Source organism: Sphingopyxis sp. OAS728, assembly GCF_014873485.1.
In the GTDB taxonomy this organism is placed as follows: Bacteria; Pseudomonadota; Alphaproteobacteria; order Sphingomonadales; family Sphingomonadaceae; genus Sphingopyxis.
The window spans coordinates 3,824,442-3,839,160 of the sequence record NZ_JADBDT010000001.1 but is presented as its reverse complement, the minus strand read 5'-3'; the positions used below and the strand labels follow the sequence as shown (position 1 = coordinate 3,839,160).

Sequence of the window (14,719 nt, the reverse complement as noted above, 5' to 3'; positions counted from 1 at the left end):
TCCCTCAACCGCGCAGCGCGAAGCGTTCGATGCTTTCGGCGAAGAGCGGCGTCTCGCCCGCGTTGTGCGCGAGCGACATCGGCTTGCGCTGCGCCGCAAAGGCTTCGAACGGGATGCCCTGCCGATCGAGGTAGGTCAGGAATTCGTCGGTCGCGTGCGTCTGCACATGATTGACGAATTCGCAGCGGCCATCGCCCAGATCCTTGACGCTGAGTTCCCATTTGACGTGGATCGTCGTGCGGCCCGCGGGCGGGAAGATGTCCGACACCGATTCCAGCACCAGATGATCCTTTTCTGCGAGCGTTTCGACATAATGCTGGACCATCAAGGTTCCGCCGATGATCTCGACGTTGATCGACATCCGCCGGCCGTCGGGCGCGGTGGTGGCGCCCGCCGCGACATGCGCCGGCGAACAGCCCTGATATTCATGTTCGGGGAGCGAAAAGGCCCAGGCGGGCAGGTCGATCTTGTCGATCGGTGCGTTGATGATCGCGGTGAAGCTGGAATCGACGATTTCGGGGTTGGCCATGTCTCTATCCTTTGCCGGAGGGGGCGGCGTCGGTGCACGGGTGGCGCGTACCGAGCCTGCAAGGCGAGATAGGAAGGCGTCTCTGACGCCGTTATTGAACTTTGGTGTCGGCGGCCCGCTTCTGGCAAAAGGCGTGCAACGACTATCGATACGATGGTGTCGACAACACAAACGTATAATCGATTTGCCGTCGAAGCCCCGCAATATTGGCCGTGTCGGGCGCCGATGTAACCGGATGACCGACTAGAGCGAATTCCCGGTGTGGCGCCCGCTGGCCACGCCGGGCAGAGGACGCGGACGGACTCCACTCCCTCCCCCCGCCCAGTCCGTCCGCGTCCCACTTCCGGCCCGATTGGCCCAGACAAAGGGGTATGACGACGTGCAGCTTTCCGCTTTCGAACAGGGCCTGTCGGACCGCCGGCAATTTCTCGGCATCACCGGCGTCGCCGTCGCCGCGCAGCTCGGACTGAGCCTTGCGAGCGCCGGTGCAGCACCGCAGCCGGCAAGCGCCCAGACTGCACCCCCGACCGGCGGAGCTTTCCCACCGCTCAAGTCAGTCGACGCGGGTCTCCTCAATATTTCCTACATCGACATGGGCCCCGCCAAGGGCCCGGTCGCGATCCTGCTGCACGGCTGGCCCTATGATATCTACAGCTTCGCCGATGTCGCGCCGCTGCTGGCCGCGAAGGGCTATCGCGTCCTCATCCCCTATCTGCGCGGTTATGGCCCGACGCGCTTCCTGTCGGCCGACAGCCTCCGCAACGGACAGCCTGCCGCGCTGGCGCAGGACCTGATCGACTTCATGGACGCACTGAAGATCAAGCGCGCCGTGCTGGCGGGTTTCGACTGGGGCGCGCGCACTGCCGACATCGTCGCTGCGATCTGGCCCGAACGCACGACCGGCCTTGTTGCGGTCAGCGGCTATCTCGTCGCCGGACAGGAAGCGGGCAAGGCGCCGCTGCCGCCCGAGGCCGAACTGCAATGGTGGTATCAATATTATTTTGCGACCGAGCGCGGCCGCCTCGGCTACGACAAGAACCGCAAGGACTTCAACCGGCTGATCTGGAAGCTCGCCTCGCCCCAATGGAATTTCGACGAAGCCACCTACGCCCGCAGCGCAGCGTCCTTCGACAATCCCGACCATGTCGACATCGTGATCCACAATTATCGCTGGCGTTTGGCGCTGGCCGACGGCGAAGCGCGCTACGCCGACCTCGACCGCCAGATCGCGGCCGCGCCGACGATCGGTGTCCCGACGATCACGATGGAAGGCGACGCCAATGGCGCACCGCACCCGCCGCCCGCCGCCTATCGCGCCAAGTTCACGGGTCGCTACGAGCATCGCGACATCAGCGGCGGCATCGGCCACAACCTGCCGCAGGAAGCGCCGCAAGCCTTTGCGCAGGCGGTGCTGGACGTCACGCGTGGCTGAAGGCTTCGACCTGGCGCCGCCGACGCGACAGCAACGGCACGACCTCGCCGCCGCGCTCACCGATGAGGAGCGCAGCCTCCTCCTCGACCATGCGGAGGAAGCCCCCTTTTGCGGCCTCTTCCTCTATGAAAAGCGCGAAGGCGTCTATTGCTGCCGCCTTTGCGGCCTGCCGCTGTTCCGCGCCGGCGCCAAGTTCGAAAGCGGCACCGGCTGGCCGAGCTTCACGACGCCGTTCAGCGCCGATCATCTGCAGACGATCGAGGACAGGCGCTACGGCATGGTCCGTGCCGAGATCGTCTGCGCGCGCTGCGGATCGCATCAGGGGCATGTCTTCCCCGACGGACCGCCACCCACGGGGCTGCGCTATTGCATCAACAGCGGCTCGCTCGAGTTCGTCGCCACCGGCGAGACGCTCCCCGACCGGCTCGGCCGCGGCGCGCCCGAAGGGCTGGTTTGGCGGGGATAGCTCCCGCCGCCCTCAGGCAATCTCGAACACGCTGTAGACCGGCCCCTCGGGCAGCCGGTGACCGATGCCGACCGCCATAATGCGGTTCAGCCACTCGTATCTCGGATCGGACGTCGAAAAGCGCGGCGCGATGCGGAAATAATAGTCGGCGGGATCGACCGGCTCGCCCCGCCCCAACCGCGCGATGACGTCGGCCGGCCCGGTACGGATGCCCGTATATTCCATCGCGATCTTGGCGCCGTCGTCGGTGCGCAGCACGACGCGCGCGTCGAGCAGGACCGCGCCGTCGGCGCGCACGATCTGCCAGTCGGCGCCGCCGGTCAGGACATCGCCCGACAGGCGCTCGCCCGCGAAACGCCCTGCGACCATTTCGCCGACGCGCCGGTCGATTCCGGCTGGTCCGCCGATCGCATGGATATGGTCGACACCGACCTTCATCACGAAAAGCGGGCGCCCGCGCAGATCGCCGAGCGCGGCAAAGGCTTCGCCGAAATCGTCCATATTGTCAGCTCCTGTCACGGATTTCGGGCCCCTGCCATCTCGGCGGCCAGCGTCGCGATGAGGTCCGCGGCGGGCATGGCGCGCGCCAATGGCGCGCCCTGCCCCGCCCACTGCGCACCAAAGCCATATTCGCCGCGCGACTTGGCCGCCGCGTGCAGCGCTTTGCCAAGGTCATAGGCGATCGGGTAGGCCGGGATCTGTCCGGCCGAAATCTCGCCATCGAGCGCGGCGAACCGGTTCGCCAATATACGCGCCGGGCGCCCCGATACCGCGCGCACCATTTGCGTATGCAGCGCGGCGCCGCTCGCCAGCGCGGCCCGATAGCCGGCATCGGCCAGGCTTTCGTCGCAGGCGATAAAGGCGGTCCCGAGCTGCGCCGCCGCGGCGCCCAGCTCCAGTGCGGCGGCAATGCCCGCACCGTCCATGATACCGCCCGCCGCGATGATCGGCAGGTCGATCGCATCGACGAGCAACCGCGTGAGCGCCATCGTGCCGAGGCGGTCGTCGGGCGCGTCGGGATCGAAGACGCCGCGATGACCGCCCGCCTCCCATCCCTGCGCCACGACGGCATCGACGCCAGCGGACGCTGCGAGCCGCGCTTCGTCAAGGTTGGTCGCGGATGCGAGCAACAGGATGCCGGCGTAGCGCAGCGCCCGGATCGCGGGTTCGGAAGGCAGGCCGAAATGAAAGCTGACGACGGCAGGCCGCTCGCCCAGAAGCATTTGCAGCATCGCTTCGTCGGCGACGAAGCTGCGATAGATTTCGCCCAGCACGTCGGGCGCATCCACGCCGAACTCGGCGAAGAGCGGCGCAAGACGGGCGATCCACGCGGCTTCGATCGCCGCATCGGTAATGGCGGGCGCATGGCAGAAGAGATTGACGTTGAAGGGCTTCGCGGTGCCTTCGCGGACCGCGGCGATCATCGCGCGCGCTCCCTCGGCATCGGTCGCGCCGACCCCGATCGAACCGAGCGCGCCCGCATTGCTGACCGCCGCCGCCATGGCAGGCGAAGAGACACCCGCCATCGGTGCCTGGATGATCGGCAATTCGATACCGAGCAAACGGGTAAGATGGCGGGTGTTCATCATCGTCTCCAAGGTCGAAAGGTTCAGCCGGAGGCTGCCGCGAGCTTCTTGCGATACTCGGCGACGGGCATACCGCCCCAGCCCCAATCTTCCATCTCGACTTCCTGGAAGATAACCCATGTCCAGTCGAGCGGCTTTCCGAGCACGTCGAGCAGGACCTGGCTCATCCCCTTGTAGATCGCGGCCTTCTGTTCCGCGGTCACATGATCGACACCGGGTTCGGTGCCTTCACGGGTCAATTGGACGGTGATGATAGGCATGGTCTTTCTCCTTGGCTGATCGGATTAATGGCCGGCCGACTGGCCGCCATCGACGTGCAGGATCTCGCCCGTCACGAAGGGCGCATTTTCGAGGAAGAGGACGGCATCGACGATGTCCGACGTCTCGCCCATATGGCCGACCGGATGCAGCGCCGAGAGGAACTCATGCGTTTCGGGGGCGTGCATCGGGGTCTTGATGATGCCCGGCGACACGGCGTTCACGCGGACGCTGCGCTTCGCATATTCGATCGCGAGGCTTTTGGTTGCCGCGTTGATGCCGCCCTTCGACAGCGAGGCAAGCACCGACGGGACATTCGAATTGGCATGATCGACAAGGCTGGTCGTGATGCTGACGACATGGCCGCGCCCCGCCGCTTCCATCGCTGCGACCGCAGCCTGCGTGATGTAGAAAAAGCCGTTGAGGTTGGTCGATACGACGCTGGCATATTGATCGGCGCTGTAGCCGGTGAAGGGGCTCGCGACGAAGATGCCGGCATTGTTGACCAGCGTGTCGACGCGGCCGAAATGTTCGAGCGCCGCGGCGATCACGCGCGCGCCGGTTTCGGGGTCGCCGATATCGCCGGCGATCGTCAGCACGTCGGGATTGCTCGACGGCTGGATCGAACGCGAGGTCGCGACGACGCGATAGCCGCGGTCAAGATAGGCGTCGACGAGTGCGGCGCCGATACCCTGTGATGCGCCGGTAATGACGGCGACTTTCTGTGCATTGCTCATGATATTGGACCTTTGCTTGAGTGACGACGGGTCGAGAAAGGCTCGCCCGTGTGGCGCGCCATGCGCCGACGGGAGCAAGGTAGGTCAGGCGGTATCGGGATATAATCCGCCGAGTTCGGCAGACATTCTGCCGGATATCGGGATAATGTTTCGGCTAAAGCGCGCGCGCGTCGATCGCGAGCCGCGCGAAAGCCGCACGCAGCCGCGGGGTCGCGAAATCGACGAAGGCGCGAACCTTGGGCACGCCCATCCGGCCGCCGGGCGCCAGCAGGTGCACCGGTTGCGGCACCGGTTCGGCTTCGGGCAACAGGATATTCAGCAGCCCGTCCTTCACCTCGCGCGCGACATGATAGGAATAGACGCGCGTCAGCCCGCGCCCGGCGACCGCCGAGCCCACCGCCGCGCGGACCGTATTGACGACCAGCCGCGGGGTGAAATGCACGGTGCGCGCCGCCGGCCCGGTTCCGAACCCCCAGGATTCGATACCGAAATGGGTCAGCGAGACGATCTGATGCCCCGCAATATCCGCAGGCTCCTCGATCGGCGGATGCTCGCAAAGATAGCGCGGCGATGCGACGACCACGCGCCGCACCCCGTCGCCGACGCGCGTCGCGACCAGCGAGGAGTCGGGAAGCTGGCCGACGCGCAGGGCGACATCGACGCCCTCGTCCACCAGATGTACCGACCGGTCGACCAGTAGCAGGCGCGCCGACACCAGCGGATAGGCTTCGAGAAATTCGTCGAGGATCGGACGCAGCACCTCCTCGCCGCTGATCGGCGGCGCCGACAGCGTCAGCATCCCGCGCGGCGCCGACCGTTCGCCACCCGCGAGCAGATCGGCCTCCTCCAGTTCGGCAAGAATGCGCCGGCACGAGGCGGCATAACGCTGCCCCGCTTCGCTCAGGCGGATGCTGCGCGTCGTGCGGTGGAGCAGTTCGGCACCGATATGCGTCTCGAGCGACGCGATCGCGCGGCTGACCGCGGTCGGCGAACGGCGCAGGCGCCGCGCAGCGCCCGCGAGGCTGCCCTCGTCGACCGCCGTCACAAAGATTTTCATCGCGTCGATGCGATCCATGGTCCGCCCGCAAGATTGGAGTGTCGGGGATCATGCTAGGCCAGCCGGACGAACGGGTCGAGTACCGCTCAACCGCGCAGCGAACGAAACGCTGGCTAGGTCGCACGCTAGAAAACCTCCGGCTGCTTCCACGCGGGTCATGACCGTTCCTCCGCCGCCGCGATTATTCCGGCGTTCGGGCAGAGAATGGGGGTGGGCCTCAGCGCTTCGCCATTGGACGATGGTATGGTGACACGTTGGTATCGGGGTGGAGCCGCCGGCACGGCCAAATATCTATCGCCGCTGCGGAATTAGGTTTCACCGACACCAAAGTATCAATGGACGTTAGGTGGGCTTTGCATCATCCTTGCGGCGTAGCGGGCAGGAAGTGCAGCGATGAAAACCGACTTCAGCCGCGTGATGGACGCGTTGCCGGGCTTGGTTTGGACCATGAACGCCGATGACGGCATCGACTATGTGAATAATCGCTGGCTCGAATACACGGGCCGAACATTGGAGAGACTTCGGCAGGAAGGGCTGGAATCGGTGATTCATCCTGCCGACATTGCGATGTTTCAATCGGCTTTTCGATCGGCGCATGAAGCCGCCGGCCAAGGCGAAATTGAGGTGCGGCTGCAACGCACCGACGGCGAATATCGCTGGTTCCTACTTCGCTTTGCGCCGATGGACGATGGCGAGAACCGCTGGTGCGGCATCGCATCATTTGCCGACGAGGCACGGTCCGACACGATACACGGCAGCGCCTCGGAACAGCGGCTTCGCCGTTTCATCAAGAATATTCCGGTTCATATGGTGTTCCTCGACCCGCGCTGCGAGGTCGAATATGTGAACGACCACGGCTTCGCCTATTATGGTCAGAGCTTCGAAGATTTGACCAAATGGCGTACGACGCAGGTCGTCCATCCTGACGATATCGGTCCCGGCCTCCAAATGCTCGGAGAGATGCTCGCTGGCGGTCCGCCTTATGTTAACCAGGGCCGCCTGCTGGGGAAGGATGGACTGTACCGGTGGTTCCAATCGATCATCGTCCCATCGACAGACGCCGCAGGGAACGTCGTACGATATGTTTCCATCCGCAACGACATCGATGATCTGAAGAAGGCTGAGCATCTGTTGACCGGAGAGGTCGAACTCCTCCGCATGGTCGCACAGGGTCGTGCTCTGGGAGAGGTTCTCGACACGCTTTGCAAGGTGGTGGAGGAGATTTCACCCGGCTCGATCTGCAGCGTGTTGGGAGTCGACAGCGACGCACTTTGCTTCTGGCCCGGTGCTGGGCCGAGCCTGCCCGACAGCTACAATCGGCTTTTCGACGGAAAGGCCATCGACCCCGGCTATGGCCCCTGCTCGCTCGCAGCGATTAGCAACACGCCGATCATTACGTCGAATCCGTTGACCGATCAGCGTTGGGCTGGCTCGTCCTGGCCGCCGCTCATGGAATCGATCGGCTTTCGATCCTGCTGGTCGACGCCGATATCGTCGAGTGCCGGCCAGGTGATCGGCGTCTTCGCACTCTATAAGCAGAAGGCGGCCGGTCCGACGTCGCTCGAGCAAAGGCTGGTCGACCGTTTCGTCAACATCGCGTCGCTGGCGATCGAACGAACGCAGGCGGATGCAGCATTGAAGCAAACCAGCGAGGACCTGCAACGCACCAACCGTTTCCTCGTCGAAACGCAGCGGCTGACGCTGACCGCCAGCTTCACCTGGGACGTCGAGCGAAACGAGCATATCTGGTCGGAAGAGAATTACCGCATTTTCGAATTCGATCCCGCCTCCGATATCACGCTCGAGAGAATACTCGCGGCAGTTCATCCCGACGATCTGCCCGAAGTCGAGAGGCTGCTTACCGAGGCCGCAGGCGGTGACGATTTCGAGCTCGCCTTCCGTCTCGTCCCGGCAAGCGGCAAGATGAAATATGCCCATGTCGTCGGACGCCGCATCGACCATGTCACCGACCGGCCGATTTTCATGGGCGCGATACAGGACATCACCGCGCGCAAGCTGACCGAGGAGGCACTCGATCATGCACGCTCGGAGCTCACGCGCCTGGCCCGCGTATCGACGCTTGGCGCGCTCACCGCCTCGATCGCGCATGAGGTAAGCCAACCCTTGTCGGGCATCATCACCAACAGCAGCGCCTGCCTTCGCCTGCTCGCAGCGGACCCGCCCGATATCGACAAGGCACGCGCTACCGCCGAGCGCACGATCCGCGACGGCAATCGTGCGTCGGAGGTCATCAAGCGCCTGCGCGCGATGTTCGCCGCCGATCCTTATCGTTTCGAGCCCGTCGACCTGCACGATGCGGTTCGCGAGGTTCTCGCCCTCTGCAACACCGAAATTCGAAGCGGCGGCGCGATACTCCGGCATGATTTCATGCCGGGCACGCCGTTGGTGATGGGCGACCGCGTGCAAATCCAGCAGGTCGTGCTCAACCTGATCCTCAACGCGCTCGACGCGATGAGAGAGGTGAACGACCGCTCGCGAAGCCTGTTCCTGTCAACGACCGAGACCGAGCACAACGGTGTCCGGCTGGCGGTTCGCGATTCCGGCATCGGGCTCGACGATCAGGGCGCCGACAAGCTGTTCGACGCCTTTTACACGACAAAGCCGCACGGGATGGGGGTCGGGCTCGCGATCAGCCGTTCGATCGTCGAGAACCACGGCGGGCGCCTGACCGCCGCCCGCAACGACGGGCATGGCGCGACGTTCGCTTTCGCCATGCCGATCCATGAGCGGGGACTGGAGAGGGAGAGGAATGTCGTCACGATAAATTGAGAGTGGAGGCACTGGAGGGACCACAAGGAAAAGACATGTTGAATGACAAGATAATCGCGGTCGTGGATGATGATGAATCGGTTCGGGAATCGCTTCCCGACCTGCTGGAATCCTTTGGATTCCGAACCCGGGCCTTCTCGTCGGCGGCCGACTTTCTGGGCTTCGACGATGCGCATGAGGTCGGCTGCCTCGTGCTCGACGTTGCGATGCCCGAAATGACCGGCCCCGAACTGCAGCAGGAACTGATCCGGCAGGAACGAAATCTTCCGATCGTCTTCATCACCGCCCATTCGCACGACGGCATATGGCCGGTGCTGCTGCGAAGCGGTGCGGTGGCCTGCCTCGTCAAGCCATTCAGCGAGAGCGCGATCGTCGATGCCGTGCGTACCGCGCTCGCCCGGAAAAACCCCGATGCATAGTGGAGGCCGCCATGTTAAATTACAGCACCACCCTCAGGAATGGACCGCACGCCATGCTGGACACCCGCCCCATGGTGATCGTCGTCGACGACGACCTCTCGACACGCGAAGGGCTTGAAGCACTGCTCGACGCCGCGGGCATGAAAGTGCGCGGCTTTGGTTCGGCGACCGAATTTCTCGCGTGGACGCCCCCGCCGGGCCCGGCGTGCCTGATCCTCGACGTCAGCCTCCCCGACCTCAACGGCCTCGACATTCAGGAGCGCATCGCGGGCGATCGCCCCGAAATGCCGATCATCTTTATCACAGGCTATGGCGACATTCCGATGACGGTGCGCGCGATGAAGGCGGGCGCGGCCGAGTTCCTGACCAAGCCGCTGAACGAGGATGTGCTGTTGTCCGCCGTCGAGCGTGCCGTCGAGACGAGCCGCACCGCCGTCGAAGAGAAAGCCGATCTCGATGGCGTCCAGCGTTGCTACGCGTCGCTCAGTCCGCGCGAGCGGCAGGTGATGGCGCTGGTTGTCTCGGGGCTGCTCAACAAGCAGGTCGGCTGGGAACTCGGCATCAGCGAAATCACGGTCAAGGCACACCGCGGCCGCGTCATGGAGAAAATGTCGGCGGGATCCTTCGCCGACCTCGTCAAGATGAGCGAGCGGCTCGACCTCGAGATGCCGCCGCCACGGGATAGCCGGACCAACTGATACAAAGGTATGCGCTACACCAAGGTTCAATGGCGCGAATGAGACTTTCCTGACCTAATCCCTGCAACGAGCAATGCAGGAGACCGGTCATGCTGGAACATGGTTTTGCGATGAATGGTACAGGCGCGCTCCCCGCGTCGCTCAATCTGGTCGAAGAGATCAACCACCGCGTCATCAACGAATATGCCGAGGCAATCGCGATGCTTTCGATTGCCGCCGCTCGCGCCGGCGGCAGCGTGCGCGATACATTGCGGGGCGTCGCGGACCGCCTCCGCGATCACGCCGAAGCGCATCGCGCGTTGTCGGCACCGGCTATCGACGCTGCGGTCAATCTTGCCGACCATATCGCAGCGATCTGCGGCGCATATACCCGTGCGACCCTGTCCGATCGCAACATCCACCTGATCCTGAAGGCCGACGATATCCGGGTGCCCGCTGATCGCGGCTGGCGGATCGGACTGATCGTGGCCGAGCTGCTCCGCAACGCGGCGCGGCACGGCCTCAAGGGCAAGCCGGGACTGATCGATGTTCGGATCACCGACGAAGGCAGCTATATCCTCTGTCTCGTCAGCGACAGCGGCCGGTCCGAAAGGGACAGCGCGCCCGGCCGCGGACAGAGGCTCGTCCGCTCGCTCGTGCGGGAGATTGGCGGCGCCGTCCGTTGGTCGTTCACGCGACGCGGCAATTTCGCCGTGGTCCATTTTCCCGCTGCGGACGCCGTCCCGATCGTCGAGGCAACGGCAGCATCGGCCGTCTGGAATGTGCTCGCCGCGCAATGAGCCAGAACATGACCCAGCAGATCCGCCTCGAATATCCCGCGCCCGGCTATTGGCACGCGACCTTTTCGAACCCGCCGATCAACCTGATCGACCCCGACACGATCGGCGAGCTTGACCGGTTGATTGCGCAGATGGAGACGGACCCCGACGTCAAGGTCGTCGTCTTCGCCAGCGAAGACCCCGACTATTTCCTCGCCCACTACGACGTGCTCGTGGACAAGGCCCGGACCGCCGCGATGCCCAAGGGCCCCACCGGCATGCATCCCTGGCTCGACGTTCTGGCGCGTCTAAGTCGCGCCCCGGTTGCTTCGATCGCGATGATCCGCGGCCGCGCGCGCGGGGCAGGCAGCGAGTTCGCGCTCGCCTGCGACATGCGATTCGCGAGCCTTGAAAAGGCGATCCTCGGCCAGTTCGAGGTGGGCGTCGGCGCAGTTCCCGGCGCAAACCCGATGGCACGGCTCGCGCATTTGGTCGGTCGCGGCCGGGCGCTCGAGGTCGTGCTTGGCGCCGACGATTTCCCCGCCGAGCTCGCCGAGCGCTACGGCTATGTCAACCGCGCCATACCCGACGCCGAACTCGACTGGTTCGTCGACCGCTTCGCGCGCCGTCTCGCCGGCTTCGAAAAATACGCACTCGCCGAGACAAAGCGCTTCGTCGATCAGCTCTCGCTGCCCGATGACGGCGTTTTCCCGCCAGCGCTCGACCAATTCTTCGTCTCGACGGCGCGCCCGGAAACGCGCGAACGCATGGCGCGGCTGATCGGCATGGGGCTCCAGACCCGCTCCGACGTCGAACGCGAGCTCGGCCGTTTCGTGGACAGCGCGGAGAGCTGACCTCAGTTTCGGGAAGACGCCTCGACCGCGGCGATGTGGCGGAGCCGAAAGGCGACGCCCACGGCGGCGGCGGCAAGTATGAAGCAATAGAGGACCACCCCCGTCCAGCCATAGGCGTCCCAGGCCAGCCCACCCGCGGCGCCGAACAGGCTCGACCCCAGATAATAGAAGAGCAGGTAAAAAGCGGCGGCCAACGCACGGTCGCGCGTCGCCCGTGCCCCCACCCACCCCGAAGCGGTCGAATGCGCGGCAAACAAGCCACCGGTGGTCACCGCGACGCCGACGATGACGAGCCATAGCGACCGCGCCTCGCTGAGCGCGATCCCCGCCGCCATCGCGGCGACGGGCATCCAGAGTAGCCGGTCGCGTCCGAAACGCGCCGCCAGTGTCCCGAACCACGCCGAACTGAACGATCCGATGATGTAGAGGAAAAAGATCGATCCGATCGCCGCCTGTCCAAGGCCATAGGGCGGCTGCTCGAGATGGAAGCCGAGATAATTATAGATGGTGACGAAGGTCCCCAGCAGCAGGCAGCCCTCGAGATAGAGCCACGGCAATGCGCGATCGGCGAACAGGCGCCGGGTCGCCGTCGCGAGCGATCCTACGTCGTGATGCGCTGCATGGAAGCCACGCGAACGCGGAGCGCTGGACAGGAAAATCAGGCCCGCCACGAGCCCCGCCACGCCGATGGCCGCAATCGCGACCTGCCAGCCGGTGAAATGGCTCACCCACGTGACACCGATCCGTCCGGTCATCCCGCCGATCGCCGAGCCCGCGATATAGAGGCCCATCGCAGCCCCCAGGGATCCATGGTCGACCTCTTCCGCAATATAGGCCATCGCGACGCTCGGGACCCCCGCCAGCGCAAGCCCGATCAAGGCACGCAAGACGAGTTGGGCGCCCCAATCGGTCACAACCGCCGACGCGATGGTCAGCAAGGCCGAAACGAATAGCGACGCGATCATCACCGGACGTCGGCCGACCCGGTCGGACAGGATGCCCGCCGGGATGAACGCGAGCGCCATCGCGCCCGTCGAGAAGGATACCGCGAGGCTGGCGTTGGCCGCGCTGATACCAAAGCTCCGCGAAAAAACCGGCAGCAGCGGCTGCACGGCATAAAGGAGCGCGAAGGTCGAAAAGCCCGCCATCAGCAGTGCGAAAGCGAGATGCCGATATTCCTTCGTTCCGCGCACGATACCGGCAGGTCGATTGTCGTTCGCGGGGCGGGCTGGGCTGTGCATGGGCAATCCGGTTTAACGTCGGGAGGCGCGCGACATCGACGGCCCGCCCCGACCGCTCAATTGCACGATGGTATTACGCGGGCCGATAGTCGGGTGCGACGAGACGAAAGTATCCGCAATACCTTCGTCCAATGGGCTGTCCCTTGCTCGGGGCCGATATCCGCCTGCTCCCGGCACGCTATGTGTCGCCACAGGATCAGCGTCCATGCCAAACCCCAGAATTGCCATCATTATCAGCACCACCCGCACCACGCGTTTTGGCGGCAGACCCGCCGCATGGATCCACGATATCGCCGCCGCGCGCGGCGATATGGATGTCGAGATTGTCGACCTGCGCGATTATCCCCTGCCCTTCTTCGACGAGCCCGCATCCAACGCCTATGTGCCGGCGAAGAACGAGGTTGCGCAGCGCTGGCAAAAGAAGGTCGCAGAGTTCGACGGCTATATCTTCGTCACTGCGGAATATAATCACGGCATTTCGGGGGTGCTCAAGAACGCGCTCGACTATGCCTACCCCGAATGGGCGCGCAAGCCGGCGGCCTGCCTCGGTTATGGCTCGGTCGGCGGCGCACGCGCGGTCGAGCAACTCCGCACGAACCTGATCGAGCTTCAGGTTGCGCCGACGCGCAACGGTGTCCACATCCAGGGGGGCGATTTCTTCGACGCCTTGCTGAAGGACCGCGATCTCGCCGACCTTCCCTATATCGCCGACAATGCCGTGACGATGCTCGACGAACTGCTCTGGTGGGCAAAGGCGCTGGCGACCGCGCGCCATACGAACGAGCCCGACTGATACTTTCGTCTCGATAGTGCTTCCGCCCTCGGCACGGCATGGGTAGACCCTGTGCTGCTTGTTGGCTGCGGGAGCGCATATGAGCAAGAATGGCGCCGAGGGACGCAGTGCCCGTGCTTCGCGAAGCGCGGCCGCATCGCTGTCGGCACCGCCAACGGAGAACGAACGGGACCTTCAACGCGTCGTCGACTCCATCCCCGCAATGGCCTGGTCGGCCCGTGCCGACGGGACCGGGAATTTCTTCAACCGCCGCTATCTCGACTATGTCGGCCTTTCGGCCGGGCAACTCGAGGGGTGGCAATGGACGAGCGTGGTCCATCCCGACGACGTAGATCGCGTGATGGCTTGCTGGGAGGCCTTCAACGCAGCCGGAAGCGGCGGCGAAATCGAGGCGCGCCTTCGCCGCCACGACGGTGTCTATCGCTGGTTTTCCTTCCGTTCGAGCGCATCGCCGGGCGCCGACGGAAAGATCGCCCAATGGTATGGCGTCAACATCGATATAGAGGATCAGAAGCGCACCGCGATCATGCTGGCCGGCGAGCGGCGGCTGCTCGAACTCGTCGCATCGAGCAGGCCAATCCGCGACATCCTTGTCGCGTTGTGCGAGGTCATCGAACAGGCGGCTCCTGATTGCCCATGCGAAATCCGCACGCTCGACGCGACGGGGACCGTCTATGAAATCGCGGTCGCGCCGACATTATCATGCAAGCTCATCGAAAGCGTGCCCGGCACACCTCTCGCTGACGATATGTCTCCCGCCGGACGCGCCGCTGCACACAAGACCACTATAATCGCCAAAAACATCGCTACAGATCCCCGTTGGCAAAACACGGATGTTCAGAAGCGCCTATTGGATGAGGGGCTGAGGTCGGCTTGCGGCGTCCCGATCTCGTCCAAGGACGGTGGGATACTCGGCTCGCTATGTGTTTATCGCTCTGAAACGGGCGAATTTCGTCCCGAACATCAGGACATCATTCAGCGCGCCGTTCATATCTCCAGCATTGCGATCGAACGTTATCGTGCAGAGAATGAATTGAAACGACGCCAGTTTTTGTTGGTTACGGCAGAACGGATAAGCGAGACAGGTTCCTTCTCGTAGGA

The 14,719-nt window shown here is 64.3% G+C and carries 16 protein-coding genes; 9 read left to right on the top strand and 7 right to left on the bottom strand.

Going from position 1 to position 14,719, the window contains the following annotated elements; genetic code table 11:
- Positions 1-4: 4 nt before the first annotated feature.
- On the bottom strand, positions 5-529 hold the full coding sequence (locus GGC65_RS18105; protein WP_192648426.1) for a hypothetical protein: 525 nt from the start codon (positions 527-529) through the stop codon (positions 5-7).
- A gap of 379 nt (positions 530-908) precedes the next feature.
- Between GGC65_RS18105 and GGC65_RS23465 the strand changes: the two genes are divergently transcribed.
- Positions 909-1,961 carry an alpha/beta fold hydrolase gene (locus tag GGC65_RS23465; RefSeq protein WP_318780189.1) on the top strand — a complete coding sequence of 351 codons (1,053 nt, stop codon included), beginning with the start codon at positions 909-911 and terminating at the stop codon, positions 1,959-1,961.
- A complete protein-coding gene (gene msrB, locus GGC65_RS18100; protein ID WP_318780188.1) occupies positions 1,954-2,427 on the top strand; it encodes a peptide-methionine (R)-S-oxide reductase MsrB in 474 nt (157 codons plus the stop codon). Before GGC65_RS23465 ends, msrB begins: the two co-directional genes overlap by 8 nt.
- Before the next feature lie 12 nt (positions 2,428-2,439).
- Here msrB and GGC65_RS18095 read toward each other — a convergent pair whose 3' ends face one another.
- The 5 genes from GGC65_RS18095 to GGC65_RS18075 form a co-directional block, all read right to left on the bottom strand.
- Entirely contained in the window at positions 2,440-2,928 is a 489-nt protein-coding gene (locus tag GGC65_RS18095; protein ID WP_192648424.1) for a DUF3237 domain-containing protein, read from the bottom strand.
- A gap of 14 nt (positions 2,929-2,942) precedes the next feature.
- Positions 2,943-4,013: an NAD(P)H-dependent flavin oxidoreductase gene (locus tag GGC65_RS18090; RefSeq protein ID WP_413052738.1), complete on the bottom strand. Its 1,071-nt coding sequence runs from the start codon at positions 4,011-4,013 to the stop codon at positions 2,943-2,945.
- Between the two features lie 23 nt (positions 4,014-4,036).
- Positions 4,037-4,273 carry a tautomerase family protein gene (locus tag GGC65_RS18085; RefSeq protein WP_192648422.1) on the bottom strand — a complete coding sequence of 79 codons (237 nt, stop codon included), beginning with the start codon at positions 4,271-4,273 and terminating at the stop codon, positions 4,037-4,039.
- A gap of 24 nt (positions 4,274-4,297) precedes the next feature.
- Entirely contained in the window at positions 4,298-5,008 is a 711-nt protein-coding gene (locus GGC65_RS18080) for an SDR family NAD(P)-dependent oxidoreductase (protein ID WP_192648421.1), read from the bottom strand.
- 154 nt (positions 5,009-5,162) lie between these two features.
- The gene (locus GGC65_RS18075) at positions 5,163-6,083 is read right to left on the bottom strand and encodes a LysR family transcriptional regulator (RefSeq protein WP_192648420.1); all 921 of its coding nucleotides are present in this window, start codon (positions 6,081-6,083) and stop codon (positions 5,163-5,165) included.
- A 375-nt stretch (positions 6,084-6,458) separates the two neighbouring features.
- Here GGC65_RS18075 and GGC65_RS18070 point away from each other — a divergent pair, with 375 nt between their 5' ends.
- The 5 genes from GGC65_RS18070 (at position 6,459) to GGC65_RS18050 (ending at position 11,584) form a co-directional block, all read left to right on the top strand.
- A complete protein-coding gene (locus tag GGC65_RS18070; protein ID WP_192648419.1) occupies positions 6,459-8,855 on the top strand; it encodes a PAS domain-containing protein in 2,397 nt (798 codons plus the stop codon).
- Between the two features lie 2 nt (positions 8,856-8,857).
- The gene (locus GGC65_RS18065) at positions 8,858-9,274 is read left to right on the top strand and encodes a response regulator transcription factor (protein ID WP_318780187.1); all 417 of its coding nucleotides are present in this window, start codon (positions 8,858-8,860) and stop codon (positions 9,272-9,274) included.
- 53 nt (positions 9,275-9,327) lie between these two features.
- Entirely contained in the window at positions 9,328-9,972 is a 645-nt protein-coding gene (locus tag GGC65_RS18060) for a response regulator transcription factor (RefSeq protein WP_192648418.1), read from the top strand.
- A gap of 89 nt (positions 9,973-10,061) precedes the next feature.
- Entirely contained in the window at positions 10,062-10,751 is a 690-nt protein-coding gene (locus GGC65_RS18055) for a sensor histidine kinase (RefSeq protein ID WP_192648417.1), read from the top strand.
- A gap of 8 nt (positions 10,752-10,759) precedes the next feature.
- A complete protein-coding gene (locus GGC65_RS18050) occupies positions 10,760-11,584 on the top strand; it encodes an enoyl-CoA hydratase/isomerase family protein (RefSeq protein ID WP_225940896.1) in 825 nt (274 codons plus the stop codon).
- 2 nt (positions 11,585-11,586) lie between these two features.
- On the opposite strand, the gene GGC65_RS18045 is transcribed toward GGC65_RS18050, so the two are convergent.
- Entirely contained in the window at positions 11,587-12,825 is a 1,239-nt protein-coding gene (locus GGC65_RS18045) for an MFS transporter (protein ID WP_192648415.1), read from the bottom strand.
- Between the two features lie 205 nt (positions 12,826-13,030).
- Here GGC65_RS18045 and GGC65_RS18040 point away from each other — a divergent pair, with 205 nt between their 5' ends.
- Both GGC65_RS18040 and GGC65_RS18035 read left to right on the top strand, forming a co-directional pair.
- Positions 13,031-13,618 carry an NADPH-dependent FMN reductase gene (locus GGC65_RS18040; RefSeq protein ID WP_192648414.1) on the top strand — a complete coding sequence of 196 codons (588 nt, stop codon included), beginning with the start codon at positions 13,031-13,033 and terminating at the stop codon, positions 13,616-13,618.
- 79 nt (positions 13,619-13,697) lie between these two features.
- On the top strand, positions 13,698-14,717 hold the full coding sequence (locus tag GGC65_RS18035) for a GAF domain-containing protein (protein WP_192648413.1): 1,020 nt from the start codon (positions 13,698-13,700) through the stop codon (positions 14,715-14,717).
- Positions 14,718-14,719 lie beyond the last annotated feature (2 nt).